At 63.8% G+C, this 15,915-nt stretch carries 17 protein-coding genes; 6 read left to right on the forward strand and 11 right to left on the reverse strand.

Annotated elements, in window-relative coordinates; translation table 11 throughout:
* The first annotated feature begins 184 nt into the window (after window positions 1-184).
* The 4 genes from ABD847_RS01315 (at window position 185) to mnmH (ending at window position 4,211) form a co-directional block, all read left to right on the forward strand.
* A complete protein-coding gene (locus ABD847_RS01315; RefSeq protein WP_345009271.1) occupies window positions 185-727 on the forward strand; it encodes a nicotinamidase in 543 nt (180 codons plus the stop codon).
* 84 nt (window positions 728-811) lie between these two features.
* On the forward strand, window positions 812-2,005 hold the full coding sequence (locus ABD847_RS01320; RefSeq protein WP_345009273.1) for a class I SAM-dependent methyltransferase: 1,194 nt from the start codon (window positions 812-814) through the stop codon (window positions 2,003-2,005).
* Between the two features lie 68 nt (window positions 2,006-2,073).
* The gene (selD, locus tag ABD847_RS01325) at window positions 2,074-3,117 is read left to right on the forward strand and encodes a selenide, water dikinase SelD (protein WP_345009275.1); all 1,044 of its coding nucleotides are present in this window, start codon (window positions 2,074-2,076) and stop codon (window positions 3,115-3,117) included.
* A complete protein-coding gene (mnmH, locus tag ABD847_RS01330) occupies window positions 3,114-4,211 on the forward strand; it encodes a tRNA 2-selenouridine(34) synthase MnmH (protein ID WP_345009277.1) in 1,098 nt (365 codons plus the stop codon). Before selD ends, mnmH begins: the two co-directional genes overlap by 4 nt.
* Window positions 4,212-4,252: 41 nt before the next feature.
* Here mnmH and ABD847_RS01335 read toward each other — a convergent pair whose 3' ends face one another.
* Window positions 4,253-6,292 (reverse strand): bacteriohemerythrin, encoded by a 2,040-nt coding sequence (locus tag ABD847_RS01335; RefSeq protein ID WP_345009279.1) that lies wholly within the window; start codon window positions 6,290-6,292, stop codon window positions 4,253-4,255.
* A gap of 232 nt (window positions 6,293-6,524) precedes the next feature.
* On the opposite strand from ABD847_RS01335, the gene ABD847_RS01340 reads away from it, so the two are divergent.
* Window positions 6,525-7,127, forward strand: a complete 603-nt coding sequence (locus ABD847_RS01340; RefSeq protein WP_345009281.1) for a GDSL-type esterase/lipase family protein — start codon at window positions 6,525-6,527, stop codon at window positions 7,125-7,127.
* Window positions 7,128-7,159: 32 nt separating this feature from the next.
* Complete coding sequence (locus ABD847_RS01345) at window positions 7,160-7,804, forward strand: MBL fold metallo-hydrolase (protein WP_345009283.1); 645 nt, start codon at window positions 7,160-7,162, stop codon at window positions 7,802-7,804.
* A gap of 547 nt (window positions 7,805-8,351) precedes the next feature.
* Here the strand turns inward: ABD847_RS01345 and rplY are convergent.
* The 10 genes from rplY to cobT all read right to left on the reverse strand — a co-directional run bounded on the left by rplY (window position 8,352) and on the right by cobT (window position 15,912).
* Entirely contained in the window at window positions 8,352-8,639 is a 288-nt protein-coding gene (gene rplY / locus ABD847_RS01350; RefSeq protein WP_345009285.1) for a 50S ribosomal protein L25, read from the reverse strand.
* Window positions 8,640-8,752: 113 nt separating this feature from the next.
* A complete protein-coding gene (locus tag ABD847_RS01355) occupies window positions 8,753-9,328 on the reverse strand; it encodes a hypothetical protein (RefSeq protein WP_345009286.1) in 576 nt (191 codons plus the stop codon).
* Between the two features lie 34 nt (window positions 9,329-9,362).
* A complete protein-coding gene (locus ABD847_RS01360) occupies window positions 9,363-10,154 on the reverse strand; it encodes a DUF1189 family protein (RefSeq protein WP_345009288.1) in 792 nt (263 codons plus the stop codon).
* Between the two features lie 30 nt (window positions 10,155-10,184).
* A complete protein-coding gene (locus ABD847_RS01365) occupies window positions 10,185-10,814 on the reverse strand; it encodes a YceH family protein (protein ID WP_345009290.1) in 630 nt (209 codons plus the stop codon).
* Window positions 10,815-10,824: 10 nt separating this feature from the next.
* Window positions 10,825-11,430, reverse strand: coding sequence for a cob(I)yrinic acid a,c-diamide adenosyltransferase (gene cobO / locus ABD847_RS01370; protein WP_345009292.1), 606 nt, complete (start codon window positions 11,428-11,430; stop codon window positions 10,825-10,827).
* On the reverse strand, window positions 11,430-12,926 hold the full coding sequence (locus ABD847_RS01375) for a cobyric acid synthase (RefSeq protein ID WP_345009294.1): 1,497 nt from the start codon (window positions 12,924-12,926) through the stop codon (window positions 11,430-11,432). The genes cobO and ABD847_RS01375 overlap by 1 nt, the downstream gene beginning before the upstream one ends.
* Entirely contained in the window at window positions 12,911-13,564 is a 654-nt protein-coding gene (locus ABD847_RS01380; protein ID WP_345009296.1) for a histidine phosphatase family protein, read from the reverse strand. The genes ABD847_RS01375 and ABD847_RS01380 overlap by 16 nt, the downstream gene beginning before the upstream one ends.
* On the reverse strand, window positions 13,557-14,117 hold the full coding sequence (gene cobU / locus ABD847_RS01385) for a bifunctional adenosylcobinamide kinase/adenosylcobinamide-phosphate guanylyltransferase (RefSeq protein WP_345009298.1): 561 nt from the start codon (window positions 14,115-14,117) through the stop codon (window positions 13,557-13,559). The genes ABD847_RS01380 and cobU overlap by 8 nt, the downstream gene beginning before the upstream one ends.
* Window positions 14,105-14,881, reverse strand: coding sequence for an adenosylcobinamide-GDP ribazoletransferase (locus ABD847_RS01390; protein ID WP_345009300.1), 777 nt, complete (start codon window positions 14,879-14,881; stop codon window positions 14,105-14,107). The genes cobU and ABD847_RS01390 overlap by 13 nt, the downstream gene beginning before the upstream one ends.
* Window positions 14,881-15,912, reverse strand: a complete 1,032-nt coding sequence (cobT, locus tag ABD847_RS01395; protein ID WP_345009303.1) for a nicotinate-nucleotide--dimethylbenzimidazole phosphoribosyltransferase — start codon at window positions 15,910-15,912, stop codon at window positions 14,881-14,883. The genes ABD847_RS01390 and cobT overlap by 1 nt, the downstream gene beginning before the upstream one ends.
* Between the last annotated feature and the right edge of the window lie 3 nt (window positions 15,913-15,915).

A 15,915-nucleotide genomic window follows, 5' to 3' on the forward strand; every position in this document is an offset into this window, starting at 1 on the left:
GCTCCTCCTGTTACCCCGGCCCATCCTGCCGGGGGCTCCATCCAGTCCTGCCTCCGCCCCCAGTAACCCGTGCCGACGCCGCCTTTTTCTTTGTCACGCCTTTGCCTGACGCCGCACCCTTGCTAGCTTGGTAAGTAACGACAGCGCCATGAGTTCCCGTCTGAGCAACCATGAAGGAGTGCCTATGCAACGCGCCCTGCTTATCGTCGACGTCCAGAACGACTTCTGCCCCGGTGGTGCCCTGGCGGTGCCGCAAGGGGATCAGGTGGTTCCCGTGATCAATCGCCTGCTGGACCGTTTTCCGCTGGTGCTGAGTTCTCAGGACTGGCATCCTGCCCAGAGCCGACACTTTGAGCGCTGGCCCGTGCACTGTGTGCAAGAGAGCCAGGGGGCGGCCCTGCACCCCGACTTGCAGGCCGATGCCATCCAGGTGCGGCTGTACAAGGGCACGGGCCAGGCCGACGACGGCTACTCGGCCTTCGAAGCCACCAACCTGGATCTGGCCCAGACCCTGCACCAGGCCCAGGTGGATCACCTGTATATCGTGGGGTTGGCCACCGACTACTGTGTCAAGGCTACCGCCCTGGATGCCATCAAGGCGGGTTTTGACACCACAGTGGTGCTGGATGCGGTTGCCGCGGTAGAGCTCACCCCCGGCGATGGCATCAACGCCCTGCAGGCCATGAGCAACGCCGGCGTGCGGCTGACCCACTCCAGCGCCCTCTAGCGATGCGTCGACCAGGCCGGCGGTTTCTTTTGTGCGCCGGCCCCCCTACAATATGCCCCCCATTTGAGCATCAGGATCAATTTGATGAGTGCCGCCATTTTCCTGCAAGCCGGGCGCGAGCGTTCCGTACTGCGCCGCCACCCCTGGATCTTCTCCAAGGCCATCGACAAGGTGAAGGGCAAGCCCACCGCCGGTGAGCCCGTGGATCTCTTCACGCACGATGGCCGCTGGCTGGCCCGCGCCGCCTGGTCCCCGGCCTCCCAGATCCGCGCCCGGATCTGGACCTTCGATCGGCAGGAAACCATCGACACCGACTTCTTCATCAACCGGCTACGCTGGGCCCAGGCCGGGCGGGATGCGCTGATCCAGCGCCAGGGCCTGAGTGCCTACCGCCTGGTGGCAGCCGAGTCCGACGGCCTGCCCGGCATCACCATAGACCGCTATAACGATTTCCTGGTCTGCCAACTGCTCAGCGCCGGTGCCGAGTACCATAAGGAGCAGCTGTTCGCCGCCCTCAAGCAGCTCTATCCCGATTGCAGCCTGTATGAGCGCTCCGATGTGGCGGTGCGCAAGAAAGAGGGGCTCGAGGAGAGCCAGGGGCTGGTGTATGGCCAGCTGCCGCCGAGCGATCTGCTGATCCAGGAGAACAACGGCGTGCAGATCCAGGTGGACATCCAAGGCGGCCACAAGACCGGCTTCTATCTGGATCAGCGTGACAACCGTGCCATTGCCGGCCGCTACGCCCAAGGCCGGCGGGTGCTCAACTGCTTCTGCTACACCGGCGGCTTTGGCGTCTATGCCCTAAAGGGCGGTGCCAGCGAGGTGATCAACGTGGATGTCTCCGATCCCGCCCTGGCCATCGCCCGCCGCAACGCCGAGCACAATCAGCTGGATCTGAGTCGTGCCCAGTTCGTCAATGAGGATGTGTTCAAGCTGCTGCGCCGCTACCGCGAAGAGGGCCAGCGCTTCGACATGATAGTGCTGGATCCGCCCAAGTTTGCCGAGAGCAAGGCTCAGTTGCCAGGCGCCTGCCGTGGCTACAAGGACATCAACCTGCTGGCCTGTCAGCTGCTCAATCCCGGCGGCATCCTGCTAACCTTCTCCTGCTCCGGCCTGATGGATGCGGATCTGTTCCAGAAGATAGTGGCGGATGCCGCACTGGATGCCGGGCGCGAGGCCCAGATCCTCGAGCGGATGGGCCAGGCGGCAGATCATCCCATCGCCACCCCCTACCCGGAAGGCTTCTACCTCAAGGGCCTGGTGGTGCGCGTCCGTTAGGGACGGCCCCGTCTGGTCTCGCCCTGCCTGCAGGCGTAAAATGGCGGCTCAATTTGCAAGGAGCCGCCATGACAGACATTCGTCTCACCCAATATAGCCACGGCGCCGGCTGTGGCTGCAAGATCTCACCCAAGGTGCTCGACAGCATACTCCACAGCAATTTGCCAGGCTTTACCGATCCCCGCCTGCTGGTGGGCAATGCCAGCCGGGATGACGCCGCCGTGGTGGACCTGGGGGATGGCCGGGCTCTCATCTCCACCACCGACTTCTTCATGCCCATAGTGGACGATCCCTTCACCTTCGGCCGCATCGCCGCCACCAATGCCATCAGCGATGTCTACGCCATGGGCGGTACGCCCCTGGTGGCCATCGCCATCCTGGGCTGGCCCATCGCCAAACTGCCGCCGGAGGTGGCGGCCCAGGTGATCGACGGCGGGCGCGCCGCCTGCCATGAGGCGGGGATCAGCCTGGCCGGTGGCCACAGCATTGACTCCCCCGAGCCCATCTTCGGCCTGGCGGTCAACGGCCTGGTCAGCCTGGCTGAGCTCAAGCGCAACGATACCGCCCAGGCCGGTGATCGCCTGTTTCTGACCAAGCCCTTGGGCGTGGGCATCCTCACCACCGCCCAGAAGAAAGGCCTGCTGCGGGAGGAAGATGCGCAGCTGGCCCCCGAGCAGATGTGCCGGCTCAACACCCCGGGCCGCGCCTTTGCCCGCCTAAGCGGCGTCCATGCCATGACGGATGTCACCGGTTTTGGCCTGGCCGGGCACCTGCTGGAGATGTGCGAGGGCGCTAATCTCCAGGCGCGGGTGGATCTGGGCGCCCTGCCCCGTCTACCAGCCTTGGAGCTCTATCTCGCCCAGGGCTGCGTCCCCGGTGGCACCCTGCGCAACTTCGATGCCTATGGCCACAAGCTGGCGCCCTTGGGCGAGTCGGAACGCAACCTGGTGTGCGATCCCCAAACCAGCGGGGGTCTGCTGGTGGCGGTGGCCCCGGACAGCTGCGCCGAGTTTCTGGCCTGTGCCGCCGAACAAGGGCTGCCACTGCAAGCCATCGGCGAGCTGGCCGCCTATGAGGCCGGCGCTCGCATTCACTGGTCCACTCCGGCATGACGCTGCCGACTCTGGCGGCGGATGCCGACCTGCTGCTCAGCGGCAGGCCCCTCATCGATCTGCGCGCCCCGGCCGAATTTGCCGAAGGGGCCTTGCCCCAGGCCATCTCCCTGCCCTTGATGAGCGATGCCGAGCGGGCCGCCGTGGGCACCTGCTACAAACAGCAGGGCCAGGCGGCCGCCATCGCCTTGGGCCATCAACTGGTCAGCGGTGATATTCGCGCCGCCCGGATGGACGCCTGGCTCAGCCAGATCCAACAGCAACCAGATACCCTGCTGTATTGCGCCCGGGGTGGCCTGCGCTCCGAGACGGTACAGCGCTGGCTGGCGGAGCAAGGCTGTGTGGTCCCCCGGGTCGAAGGGGGCTACAAGGCGCTGCGCCGCTGTCTGATCGACAGCCTGGACAGGCTCAGCAGCCAGCTGCCGCTACTGGTGCTCTGTGGTATGACGGGCACCGGCAAGACAGATCTGCTGCTGAAACTGTCCAACGGCGTGGATCTGGAAGGCCTGGCTCAGCACAGAGGCTCCAGCTTCGGCGGCCTGCCGGAGGGGCAACCCAGCAACATCGATTTTGAAAACCGCCTGAGCCTGGCCATGCTGCGTCAACACAGCACCGGCGCCCCCGGCCTGGTGCTGGAAGACGAAAGCCGCATGATAGGTCGCTGCACCCTGCCCATGTCCCTCTACCAGGCCATGCAGCAGGCACCGCTGGTGATCCTGGAGGCACCGCTGGATGAGCGGATCGCCCGCATTCAACGTGACTACGTGGATGGCCTGTGGGCTCGGTTTGCCCGCCAGATGGACGAGGAGGCCGCCTGGCAGCAGCTGGCACAATTTCTGGGCACCGCCCTGCAACGGTTGGAGAAGCGCCTGGGCAATCTGCTGTGCCGCCAGTTGCAGGAGAGTCTGCAGGCCGCCTTACAATCGCAACAACAGACCGGGGATCGGGGGGGGCACGCCGACTGGATAGGTCGCCTGCTGACGCAATACTACGATCCCATCTACCGCCGCCATCTGCAGGCCAGGCCCCAGCCGGTGGTGTTTCAGGGGCCAGCGGCAGACTGCCTGGCCTTTCTGCGCGCTCCCGCCCCATAAAAAAACCGCCCGATTGGGCGGTTTACGTTGCATCCTTTTGGTTATCGAATGCCGGCGGCGTGTAGCTCGGCCACATAGTGTTTGTCGACGCGGAAGATATGGTCGATCAGCCAACTCTTGAGAAACATGACAATCTCCAGATCCGCATCCGGCTCGCCCCGGGCAAAGCGCTGCAACAGGGCATCCAGATCCTTGAGCAGCTTGACGTGCACCTCCTTATGCCCACTGAGATCGCTGTAGTTGGCCTTGTGCATCAGGGCCTCCTCTGAGATCAGGTGCTGCTTGGCCAGGTTGACCAAGTGATCCAGCCGCTGCTTGATCTGATGACCGGCACTGCCGTCGTGGAGCGCCCGATAGAAGTGGTTCATGGCGTCAAACAGCCCCTTATGCTGACCATCAACCTCCGCCACATCCACACTGAAGGCAGGGCTCCAGTTGACTATGTTGCCATCTGTCTGCTGAGTGGAGTGATAACTGACCTTGAATTGAGAACCGAGCAGGCGGATCTCCTCACTGCCAAAGCCCACCTCCTGGGCGCGCCGAGCACTGCGATGCGCCAGCTCGAGCGTCTGACGGGCAATGTCCGCCACCTCCACCACGTTGCGGCTGGTCTCTTCGGCCACCAGCGACTGCTCCTCGGCGGCCGCGGCAATCTGGGTATTGAGCCCGGTGATCCTGTCTACGGCGCTGACGATAGCATGCAGCGTCTGACCGGCATCACTGGCCTGCAACACCGCCTGTTCGCTAAGCCGACTGGTCTCGTGCATGGTGTTGACCGCCTCGGCGGTACGCAGCTGCAGCTGTTCTATCTTCTGTTGTATCTCCACCGTGGCACCCTGGGTCCGGTTGGCCAACATGCGCACCTCATCGGCCACCACGGCAAACCCCCGCCCTGCCTCGCCGGCCCGGGCCGCCTCGATGGCGGCATTGAGGGCCAGCAAGTTGGTCTGATCCGAGATGGTACGGATGACATTGAGGATCTCGCCGATCTGGCCGCTTTCCTGTTCCAGCCGGTTGATGATGCCGGCCGCCTGCTCAATCTCGGTGGCCACCTCCTGAATAAGGTTCACCGCCTGAGCTACCCGCTGTTGGCCCATGCTCGCCGCCTGCTGGGTCTGTTCCGTCTCTTGTTTGGCCTCATCCGTGTTGCGGGCGATCTCCTGCACCGTGCTGGCCATCTCGTTGATGGCCGTCGCCAGGGCATCGGTATTCTGTTGCACCTGATCCATGCTCGATTGCGTCATCCGGGTCTGCTGCTTGAGCCCCTCGATCTTGTGGCCATTCTGCTCTGAGACCCCCTGTACCGTGCCAACGATATGATCCAGATCCCCTAGGAAATGGTTAAAGGTCTTGGCCAGCCGGGCAAATTCATCCTGCCCCACCACCGGCAGACGAAACGCCAGATTCTTGTTTCCCCGCGCCAGGTTATCCAGGTTGAGCGCCAGTGCCTTCAAAGGCGTCAGCACCTTGACTAGCAGGGCCGCCAGGATCAGCAGCACCAGCAGACCGTTGATCCCCTGCAACCACAGGGTTTGGCTAGACAATGTCTGCTCCAGGGCCAGTCGCTGCTGGCGGGACTGGGCCAGTTCGGCGCCATGCTGTTGCAAGGCCGCATCTAACTGCTGGGCAATGTTGGCTGAGATGGCATCAAATCCCTGAACTGGCGCCTTCATCAGGGCATTGCCCGCCTGGGCCCCTTGCTGCTGATAGGCTTGCACCATCTGTAGCCCAACCCTGAGCTGCTGCTCCATCAGGCCTTGCAGTGCGATCTTCTCTTCCTGCACTGTCGGCAGTAACGCCTGGGCCGCCGCTTGATGAGACCTTGCCTCGGACACCGCATCTGCATCACCGGTTAACGACGCATCGGTTAGGAATTGCTGGATCTGGGAGGTGTGAAAGCGCAGTGCCTGCAGCGCATCCTGAATATGGTTGAGATGAGCCGCCTCAGCCCCCAGATGATCTATCTGCTTACTCAGGCGCATACCCAACAGCGTGGTGCTCAGGATGGACAACAAGATGAGGAGTGAACAAAGCAGGGTGAAGCGACGCAGGGAAAACCGGGCCAGCCAATGGTACAACATATGTGATCCTTGGTAATAAGATGCACTTAGATTAAATGTTAAAATTGTACCTGTCAGTGCGAAAATTTCATCTGATCCGACCACTGAAAGCGTTTTTTCTTCCCCTCTTTGTTAACCATTTACCGACAAGAGCGCCGCATGCGGCCGTTCAACTGCGGGGCTTTGATCCATCCCCTGGCACCCGCTGAGGGTAGAGGGTACCCTGTGTGTTTTGTGTGGCAGGAGTGAAGGCATGTTGCTCTGTTTTGGTGATTCTAATTGCTGGGGTTGGCACCCGGCAGGCGGTCGGCATCCGGCGGCAGACCGCTGGCCGGAGCAACTGGCCAAATCGCTGGGTCACTCCTTGCGCAATCTTGGTCAGCCGGGGCGCACCCTGGTGTGTGAAGACCCCAGCCTCGGGCTGGTTTCTGACCGTGCCAGCTGGCAAGCAGCCCTGGCCGAACAGCCGGCTTACCTGGTGCTGGCCTTGGGGATCAACGATCTGGCCGCCGGTGGCCACCCGGCTGAGATTGGCCAGGCACTGGAAGCCTATCTTGGCGATTGGCACCATGCCGGGCGGCCTGGCCGGCTCGTGCTGCTCGCCCCGGCGCCGATCCCCGCCTTGCAGGGGGCCTGGCGCAGCTTGTTTAGCGCCAGCCATACGCTGGCCCCGGCACTGTTGCCCCTGTGGCAAGCAATCGCCGAGCGCTGGCAGCTGACGTGCGTGGATCCGGCCCCCTTACTGGGCGACAGCCCGGACGGGCTGCACTGGACGGCGCAGGATCATGCGGCCATTGCCCAGGCGCTTAGCCAGGTCTTCGGCGCCTCGGTTGGCCCCTCGGCCAGTGCGGGGTAGAATGCCCTTTTCCTGTTGACTGTGGAGCCTTCATGCTCAAGTACAAAATTTTGCCGGTCACCCCCTTCATGCAAAATTGCACCCTACTGTGGTGTGATCAGACCCATGAGGCGGCCCTGGTGGATCCCGGCGGCGAGCCGGCGCTGCTGCGCAAGGCGGTGGCCGAGGCTGGCCTGACCCTGACCCAGCTGTGGCTGACCCACGGCCATCTGGATCACGTGGGGGCCGCCGACGAGCTGCGCCAGCAGACCGGCTGCCCCATCATAGGCCCGCACCAGGCCGATGCCTTCTGGTTTGAGGCCCTGCCCGCCCAATCGCAAATGTTCGGCTTTCCCCATCAAGAGAGCTTCGTGCCAGATCGCTGGCTCAACGAGGGTGACACCCTGAGCCTGGGCCAGGAACAGCTACAGGTGCTGCATTGCCCGGGCCATACGCCGGGACATGTGGTGTTCTACAGCCAGGCCGCCAAACTGGCACTGGTGGGGGATGTGCTGTTCAACGGCTCCATCGGTCGCACCGACTTTCCCAAGGGCAACCATGCCGACCTGCTGGACGCCATCAATCACAAGCTGCTGCCACTGGGCGACGAGGTGCTGTTCATCCCGGGTCATGGCCCCAACTCCACCTTGGGTCACGAGCGGGTCAGCAACCCCTTCCTCAGCCAGCCCATCTGGTGATCGGGCAGTAAAAAGCCACCTGCATAGCAGGTGGCTTTGATTGGCCCCCTAGAAGGGGGCTGTCTCACTCAAGCGTAGAGTTATCAGACCTGAGGCATAAACCAACGTCGGTTGTTTGATGCGGATTTTGTCCGTGCCGCCTTTCTCCACTATCGCGCTCTTTCTACCCCCGGCTTGGCGGTGGCGGGCCAAGGGTCCCCCTTGGCAATCCCCAGCAATCCCTGCCCGCTGGCCCTGCGGGTGTCCTCGTCTATCGGTCCGGCTTCTCGGTCGTTATCGACGTGTTCCCAACACGGCGATAACTCGCTCGGCTTCCCTGCCTCGCGCCCGGCCGGCCCGCTCTCCTCGGCCAGCGGCAAGGGATAACAACCCCTTAGCCAGCATGATGACACAACCACGACAGATGGTTTATTCAACATGCCTATATTGATGAAGACGCCCGAGCATGGGCGCTCTACGGGCATAGCCCCGACGGAACGTTCGTGGTTTAAGGATGACAACAAAAAAGGCGCTCTACTGAGCGCCTTTAGTCTGAAGCGGTACGCGATTAGGCGCGTACGAAGTCCAGGTGAACCACTTGTGTCTTAACCGGGTGACGTTGAACGGCAGCCAGCTTCACCTTCACTTCCTTGCCATCGATGTTCAGAGTCAGTACATCGCTGTAGAAAGCGTCTTGCTGTTGAGCCACGTTCACCTTGTTGAAATCCAGGGTGACGGACACAGCGGCTTCGGTGCCACCGTAAACTACGGCCGGTACCTTTTCGTCACGACGCAGGCGGCGGCTCGCACCTTTCCCCAGGTCGGTACGTTGTTGAGCTTCAAATACGAAAGACATAGTCGTTCTCTCTTTATCTAAGTGAATTTTGGTGTCGGATGCGACCGTCCGGCACCTCGGGTAAAGCAGCGCGGGATGTTATCACTGTCGGACGATTCAGACAAGCCAAACCCTTAACGCTGCAGCCGCCGGCCATAAGCCTCCAGTCGGCGGTACAGGTTACGCCGGGTTGGCGTGTCCATGTTGGTGAAGTAGCTCAATACCTCGGCCGATGGACACAGCAGCTCGTCCCCCAGACGCAATCCATCAGGATCATTGCCCAAGCGCTCCTTGTTGCTGGCAAACAGCGCCAGCACCATCAGATAGGGATCCTCGCCGGCCACAGTCAGGGATTGCCCGGCCCGCCACAGGGTATCGCTCGATCGCGTGACCCGGTAGCAGACGGCCGGCCCGCGACTGGCGTTGGGAGCGGCCTTGGGCGCCTCTACCGCCGGTGGCACCGCCTCGTCCAGATAGAGGTTCACAGGGCCGCGGATCCGTTCACGAAACAGGATCCGCCAGCCGGTGTCGGTGGCCTGCACCTCCAGCGGCTGCAGGCTGCTGTTATCGGTGAACAGAGACAAGGCCTGGGGCTGGGGGGCATAGGGCAAGGCGGAGCGACTGACGGTGACCCAGCTCTGCTCCGCCATGACCCCCTGCTGCTGGATAGGCAACAGCAAACCCGCCAATAACAACCCCCAACTGACCATGTCCGCTCCGGTGTTAGTCGTCCTTGCCTACAGCCTAGACCACCAGGGTATCCGTCGGCGTCTCGTCCTGGTCACTTTGCTGGGCCACCGCAAAATAGACGTAACCCAGCTCCAGGGCCAAAAACAGCAACCAGGCGGCCGGCAGGCTCAGGTTCAACCACACCAGCAAGGCTTGCAGCAGGATAGCCGGGGTCAAGGCCACCGCGGCCAGACGAATGCCGGTGCCATAGGTCATGGCCAGATTGCGCCGGCGCGCCAGCAGCAGGGCAAAGCCCCCCAGCATCAAGGCCTGGAAGGTGCGATAGCCCCAGTCGGACAGCCAGATCAGCGGGTAGACAAACTTGCCGGCAATCCGGCGCACCTCGTCAAACAGGCGCCGCATCATCGGCTGATCCACCACCATATCGGGGAACTGGCTGAACTCCATGTGCTCGGTACGGCTCGGGCCCTTGCGCATGATGAGCTCATGGCGAGTCACCAGCACGGGGGCATCCACCTCATCCAGGGACTGGTAGCGCCCGCTGGGGTCGATCACCACCAGGGACATGTCGGCATCGCGGATCTCCACCGGCGCAGGCTCATCGATGCTCAAGCTGCCATCACGAAAGTGCAGGGTCGGCACCTGCCGCAGATAGTCATCCAGCTGCTGGTCGTAGAAGTGATCCACCGCATTTTGAATAAACCAGTAGCTGGGCAGGCTGCACAGGGCGCTCAGCCCCAGCAGATAGACAAAACCAATACCGCGGCCATAGCGCCCCAGATGCTGGTAGAAGGGTTTGCTGAACCAGGCCAGCCAGGGGCCCCGCCACAATGAATAAGGCTGCACGCTTTGCTCTCCTCGTGTTGTTTATCTTGGTTATTCGCTCTGATAGCGGGCCAGTGCTGCTTCCAGATCTGCCACCTGTTGGCGCAACCGGGCCACTTCGGCCTCCAGCTCAGCCGTCCTATCCAGGGCACTCCCCACAGGCACCACGCTGGCCGGCGGCTCGCCGCCAAACAGCTGGCAGTAACGGTTTTCCCGCTTGCCAGGTTCCCGCTCCAGTCGCTGCACGTGGCCGGCGGCCATCAGGCGCTCCAGTACCTTGTCCACCTCGCTGACCTCGGTAAAGCTGCACAGACGGGCGGTGCGGGAGCGCAACTCGCCCGGCGTCTGGGGCCCCCGCAACATCAGCTCGCAGAGCACCCCCAACTCCTGAGGGTCAAACTGCAGCTCGCCGAATTCGCTGTTGCAGAACCTGTGCTGGTATTTGGGCACCCGGGCGTTGAAGCCCGCCACATTGTGCACCAGGCGCTTGGCCACCAGGCCATCCAGGGCCGCCTGCAGCGCCACCTCGCTCAGATTCAGCACCGGCTCGCGATTGCTCTTTTGATTGCAGGCATTGAGCAGGCTGTTGAAGGTCAGAGGGTATTGATCCGGGGTGCTCACCTGCTTTTCAATCAGGCAGGCGATGACCCGCAGTTCTGTTGGGCTGAATTTACTCTTCATCTGGGGCTCCTTACCAATCCACGCCCTGTTGCGCCTTGATGCCGGCATCGAAGGCATGTTTGACCTTCTTCACTTCGCTGACCGTATCCGCCAGCTCCAGCAGGGCGCGATGGCAACCACGGCCTGTGACCACCACATGCTGCCGCGGCGGCCGGTTGACCAAGGCCTCCAGCACCTCATCCAGATCCAGGTAGTCATAGGCCAGCATATAGGTCAGCTCGTCCAACAGCACCAGATCCAAGGTCGGATCCGTGAGCCAGCCCTTGGCCACCTGCCAGACCGCCTGGGCCGCCGCCGTATCCTGGGCCCTGTCCTGGGTCTCCCAGGTGAAGCCGGTGGCCATCACCGCAAAGGGCACCCCGGCACCTTCCAGCAAGGTGCGTTCGCCGCAGGCCCAAGTGCCCTTGATAAACTGGGCCACCGCCGGCTTGAGGCCATGGCCCACGGCGCGGCAGACGGTACCGAATCCCGAAGTGCTCTTGCCCTTGCCATCGCCTGTGATGACGATGAGGAGACCCCGCTCTTCCTGGGCGGCCGCGATGCGCGCATCCACCTTTTCCTTGAGGCGTTGTTGCCGGGCCTTATGACGCTCGGCCTGTTGTTGTTCATCTACCATCAGGTATTTCTCCACTGTGGGGACAGCAGCGCCGCGATCCGCGCCATGTCCAGCTGTTGCGCCAGACAATCCGCCAGCCGATCCAGGGCGGCCAATTGCTGAACTTGATAATCTTGTGGTGGCGTCACCACAGCACCGGCCCAGGCCAACACGGCGGCTAAGGCCGCCGGCTCGTCAAACAGACCGTGCAGGTAGGTGCCGGCCACCTGGCCATCGGCACTCAGGGCCCCATCGGCAGCGCCCGAGTCCAGCCGCACCACGGCGGCCGCATCGCCTACCGTGCTGCGCCCCTGATGGATCTCATAGCCCCGGACCGGCGCCTGGTGCTCGCCCAGTTGCAGCTGCCCCTGGGTATGACATAACTGTTTTTCCGGCGCCAGTGTGGTGTGCACCGGCAGGTAACCCAGGCCCGCACTGCTGCCGGCGGGGCCCTCCAGGCCCAGGGGATCGTGAATGGTCTCACCCAGCATCTGGTAGCCGCCGCAGATCCCCAGCACCTTGCCGCCATAACGCAGGTGGCGGGCGATCTGCTCACCCCACTGGGCCTTGAGCTGCGCCAGATCCGCCCGCACGTTCTTGCTGCCGGGCAGGATCAGCAGATCGCACGGCGGCAAGGCGGCATGGGGCGCCACGTAGCTCAGCTGGACCTGGGGATGCAGGCGCAGGGGATCGAAGTCGGTGTGATTGCTGATCCGGCCCAGCACCGGCACCGCCACCCGGATCAGCGGCTGTGTGCTGTGATCCTGGGTCATGATGGCGTCCTCCGCCGCTATCTCCAGATCCTGCAGATAGGGCACCACCCCCAGCACCGGCTTGCCGGTATGCTGCTCCAGCCAATCGAGCCCGGGTTGCAGCAGGGCGACGTCACCACGGAACTTGTTGATGATGAAGCCCTTGATCCTGTCTTGCTCACTTTGACTGATCAGCGCCAAGGTGCCCACCAGCTGGGCAAACACCCCGCCACGGTCGATGTCGGCCACCAAGATCACCGGGCAGTCCACCGCCTCGGCAAAGCCCATGTTGGCGATATCCCCTTGGCGCAGGTTGATCTCCGCCGGGCTGCCCGCCCCCTCCACAATGATCTGCGCAAAGCGCGCCCGCAGGCGATCATGGGCCGCCAGCACGGTGTGCATGGCCACCTGCTTGTAGTTGTGATAGGCCGCCGCCTCCATGTCGGTCACCGCCCGGCCATTCAAGATCACCTGGCAGCCGGTATCCGAGGAGGGCTTGAGCAGCACAGGATTGAAGTCGGTATGGGGCGCCAGGCCGGCGGCCAGGGCCTGGACCGACTGGGCCCGGCCAATTTCGCCCCCTTCGGCGGTGACGGCACTGTTGAGCGCCATGTTCTGCGGCTTGAAGGGCGCCACCTGGTGACCGGCGCGGGCCAACAGGCGGCACAGCCCAGCCACCATCAGGCTCTTGCCCGCATCCGAGCTGGTGCCTTGCACCATCAGGGTCTGGGCCACCGTCGGTGGATTATCTACATAAGACGCCATGCTGCTTCCTCTTGCCACAACAGCTGCGCCGGGCTGGCGGCCAGCTGGCGGATCTGACACACAGGGGGCTCACCGGCCCAGCACCAGATGCGGGTCAGGCTGGCGTAGGGCAGATGGAGCCCCTGCTGCAGGGCGCCACTGCGCCAATCCGCTGCCAGCAACTGACCCACCAGTTGCCGGATGACACCGCCGTGAGTCACCACCAGCACCCGTTGCTCACCCAGCTCCGCCAGCAGACTCTGCCAGGTGGCCAGCACCCGGGCATGAAAGTGCACCAGGGGCTCGGCCCCAGGCAGGGTATGACGGGCTGGGGCCTGCCAGAAGGCCTCCAGCAGCGGCCACTGCTCGGTCAGCTCACTAAAGGGCCGGCCGTCTAAGTCACCGAAGTCCAGCTCGGCCCACTCAGGCCGAACCGTCAGCGGAACCTGCCAGTGACCGGCCAGCGCCTGGGCGGACTGCAGGCAGCGGGTCCGGGGCGAGCTGATGATCTGGTCATAGGGAGAAGCCTGCGCAAACAGCGGCGCCAGCAGGGTCTGGGCCTCCGGTGCCAACGCCACATCGGTGCGGCCATAGAGCGCCGGCGCGCCGGCCACCGGGCCATGGCGCAGCAGATGCACACAGCCGGGTCTGTCACTCATGGGCTACTCCAAAGGCGGACGGGGCCGTCCCCTTTAACCACAGGGGCAGACCGGCCGCCACAAAGGCAACACGCTGCGCCCGGGCCGCCAGGGCCTGATTGAGCCGGCCTGCCTCATCGACGAAGCGCCGGGACAAGGCCCCCATGGGCACAACACCCAATCCCACCTCGTTGCTGACCAGCAGCACCTCCCCGGGAAGCTGGGCTAATTGATCCGCCAGCTCAGCAGACAGGGCGGCCAAACCGGCATCATCCGGCGGCTGCGCCTGACAGAGCAGATTGGTGAGCCACAGGGTCAGACAATCCACCAGCAGCAGGGTATGGGTGTCAGCCTCGCGAGCCAGGGTCGACGCCAAGGCCAAGGGGGCTTCCACCAGGCGCCAATGGGCGGGACGCCGGGCCCGATGATGGGCGATCCTGGCCGCCATCTCGGCATCGCCAGCCTGGGCGGTGGCGATATAGGTGACCGCCAGGCCACTGTCTTGCGCCAATCGTTCGGCCAGGGCCGACTTGCCCGAGCGGGCACCGCCAAGGATCAGGGTCACATGGGCCATGTCACACCTCCGGGTAATTGGGTGGCCAGCAGCAGATAGATCAGCAGCTCCGCCAGCTGTTGAGCGCCCCCCAGGCAGTCACCGGTATAGCCGCCGAGATGACGGGTGAAAAAACGCACCAGCCAGACAAACAAGAGCCCTAACAGCAGAATACAGGCCAACGCCAGGGGCCAGGGCAATAGCCACAGCGCCAGGGCGCCACCGGCCCACAGCCCAAGCCGCTGCCACCGGCTCGACTTGCCCACCACAGCCCCGGCCTTGGCGGACTCGACGCGCACATAGGGCAACACAAACATCAGGCTGCCGGCCAGAACACGGGATAAGGGCTGGGCCAGCAGCAGGGCCCACCAGGGCGCGGCCAGGCTCACCAGCAGGCCGGCCTTGAGCAACAAGCTGGTCACCAGCGCCAGGGCACCATAGGTCCCCAGGCGGGAGTCTTTCATGATCGCCAGCTTGCTGGCTGGATCCAGACCGCCGCCCAGACCGTCGCACATGTCACTCAGGCCATCTTCATGCAGGGCGCCCGTGAGCAGCAGCCCCAGCACCATGGCCAAGAGCACCGCCACCGGCTGAGGCCAGATCTGGCAGGCACCCCACAGCGCAAGGGCCTGTATGCCCCCCAGCAGCCAGCCGATCAGGGAAAAATAGCCGATGGCCCGCTGCTGGGCCTCTGGGCTATAGACGGTACCCGATGGCACAGGCAACCGACTAAAATAAGCCAGCGCCAACCAAAAATCGTTGGCGAGGCACCCAAGGCGAGTCATCAGACGGTGACTCCGGCTGACTCGAAGCTCGCCATGTCGTTGTAGAAGCTGACCGCCGCCTGCAACAGCGGCAGCGCCAGCGCCGCCCCCGTCCCCTCGCCCAACCGCAGCCCCAGATCCAGCAAGGGTTCGGCCTGCATGGCCGCCAGCAGCCTGGCATGACCGGGTTCTGCGGAGCCATGGCTGAACAGCATGTAATCCCGGCAGGCCAGCGCGATGCGGCAGGCCACCAGGGCGGCAGCACTGACGATGAAGCCATCGATGAGCATGGGCACCCTGGCTTCGGCCGCCGCCAGGATGGCGCCGCAGATCTGCACCAGCTCAAAACCGCCCAGCTCCGCCAGCAGCACTTGCGGATCGGTTTGCCCCGCCACCCTGGCCACGGCCTGCTCGATCAAGGCCTGCTTATGAGCCAGCTGAGTATCATTGATGCCGGTGCCGCGACCGATACAGGCGGCCACCGGGGCGCCCGTGAGGGCCGCCAGCAAGGCGGTAGCCGAGGTGGTGTTGGCGATGCCCATCTCGCCGAAGGCCAACAGGTCGGCTCCCGATGCTATCTCGCGCCGGGCCAGCGCTGCGCCCAGCTGCAGCCCCTGCTGACACTGGGTCTGGCTCATGGCGGACTCCAGAGCCAGATTGGCGGTTCCCGCCCCCAGCCGCTGCGTGATGAGACGGGGATCGTCTATGGGTTCCAGGATACCGGCATCCACCACCTTGAGCTGCCAGCCCAGGGTGCGGCAGAAGCAGTTGATGGCGGCGCCCCCCGCCAGGAAGTTCAGCACCATCTGCCGGGTGACCGCCGCCGGCGCTATGCTAACGCCCTCGGCGGCAACCCCGTGATCCCCGGCAAACACCAGCAGGGTCGGATTAGACAGGCGCAGCGTGGGGGTTTGCTGGATCAGGGCCAGTTGCAGGGCTAGCGGCTCCAATTGGCCCAGAGCACCGAGGGGTTTGGTTTTATTGTCGATGCGGGCCTGGATCTGGGCTTGAGCCGTGCGGTCGAGCGCGGAAATAGAGTACAAAGCGGGCATGGG

The sequence above is a fragment of the Pseudaeromonas paramecii genome, assembly GCF_039540575.1.
In the GTDB taxonomy this organism is placed as follows: domain Bacteria; phylum Pseudomonadota; class Gammaproteobacteria; order Enterobacterales; family Aeromonadaceae; genus Pseudaeromonas; species Pseudaeromonas paramecii.

Coding starts and splice junctions, on each gene's coding strand:
- ABD847_RS01315 (WP_345009271.1), top strand. CDS start 185: ATGCAACGCGCCCTGCTTATCGTCGACGTCCAGAACGACTTCTGCCCC.
- ABD847_RS01320 (WP_345009273.1), top strand. CDS start 812: ATGAGTGCCGCCATTTTCCTGCAAGCCGGGCGCGAGCGTTCCGTACTG.
- selD (WP_345009275.1), top strand. CDS start 2,074: ATGACAGACATTCGTCTCACCCAATATAGCCACGGCGCCGGCTGTGGC.
- mnmH (WP_345009277.1), top strand. CDS start 3,114: ATGACGCTGCCGACTCTGGCGGCGGATGCCGACCTGCTGCTCAGCGGC.
- ABD847_RS01335 (WP_345009279.1), bottom strand. CDS start 6,292: ATGTTGTACCATTGGCTGGCCCGGTTTTCCCTGCGTCGCTTCACCCTG.
- ABD847_RS01340 (WP_345009281.1), top strand. CDS start 6,525: ATGTTGCTCTGTTTTGGTGATTCTAATTGCTGGGGTTGGCACCCGGCA.
- ABD847_RS01345 (WP_345009283.1), top strand. CDS start 7,160: ATGCTCAAGTACAAAATTTTGCCGGTCACCCCCTTCATGCAAAATTGC.
- rplY (WP_345009285.1), bottom strand. CDS start 8,639: ATGTCTTTCGTATTTGAAGCTCAACAACGTACCGACCTGGGGAAAGGT.
- ABD847_RS01355 (WP_345009286.1), bottom strand. CDS start 9,328: ATGGTCAGTTGGGGGTTGTTATTGGCGGGTTTGCTGTTGCCTATCCAG.
- ABD847_RS01365 (WP_345009290.1), bottom strand. CDS start 10,814: ATGAAGAGTAAATTCAGCCCAACAGAACTGCGGGTCATCGCCTGCCTG.
- cobO (WP_345009292.1), bottom strand. CDS start 11,430: ATGGTAGATGAACAACAACAGGCCGAGCGTCATAAGGCCCGGCAACAA.
- ABD847_RS01375 (WP_345009294.1), bottom strand. CDS start 12,926: ATGGCGTCTTATGTAGATAATCCACCGACGGTGGCCCAGACCCTGATG.
- ABD847_RS01380 (WP_345009296.1), bottom strand. CDS start 13,564: ATGAGTGACAGACCCGGCTGTGTGCATCTGCTGCGCCATGGCCCGGTG.
- cobU (WP_345009298.1), bottom strand. CDS start 14,117: ATGGCCCATGTGACCCTGATCCTTGGCGGTGCCCGCTCGGGCAAGTCG.
- ABD847_RS01390 (WP_345009300.1), bottom strand. CDS start 14,881: ATGACTCGCCTTGGGTGCCTCGCCAACGATTTTTGGTTGGCGCTGGCT.
- cobT (WP_345009303.1), bottom strand. CDS start 15,912: ATGCCCGCTTTGTACTCTATTTCCGCGCTCGACCGCACGGCTCAAGCC.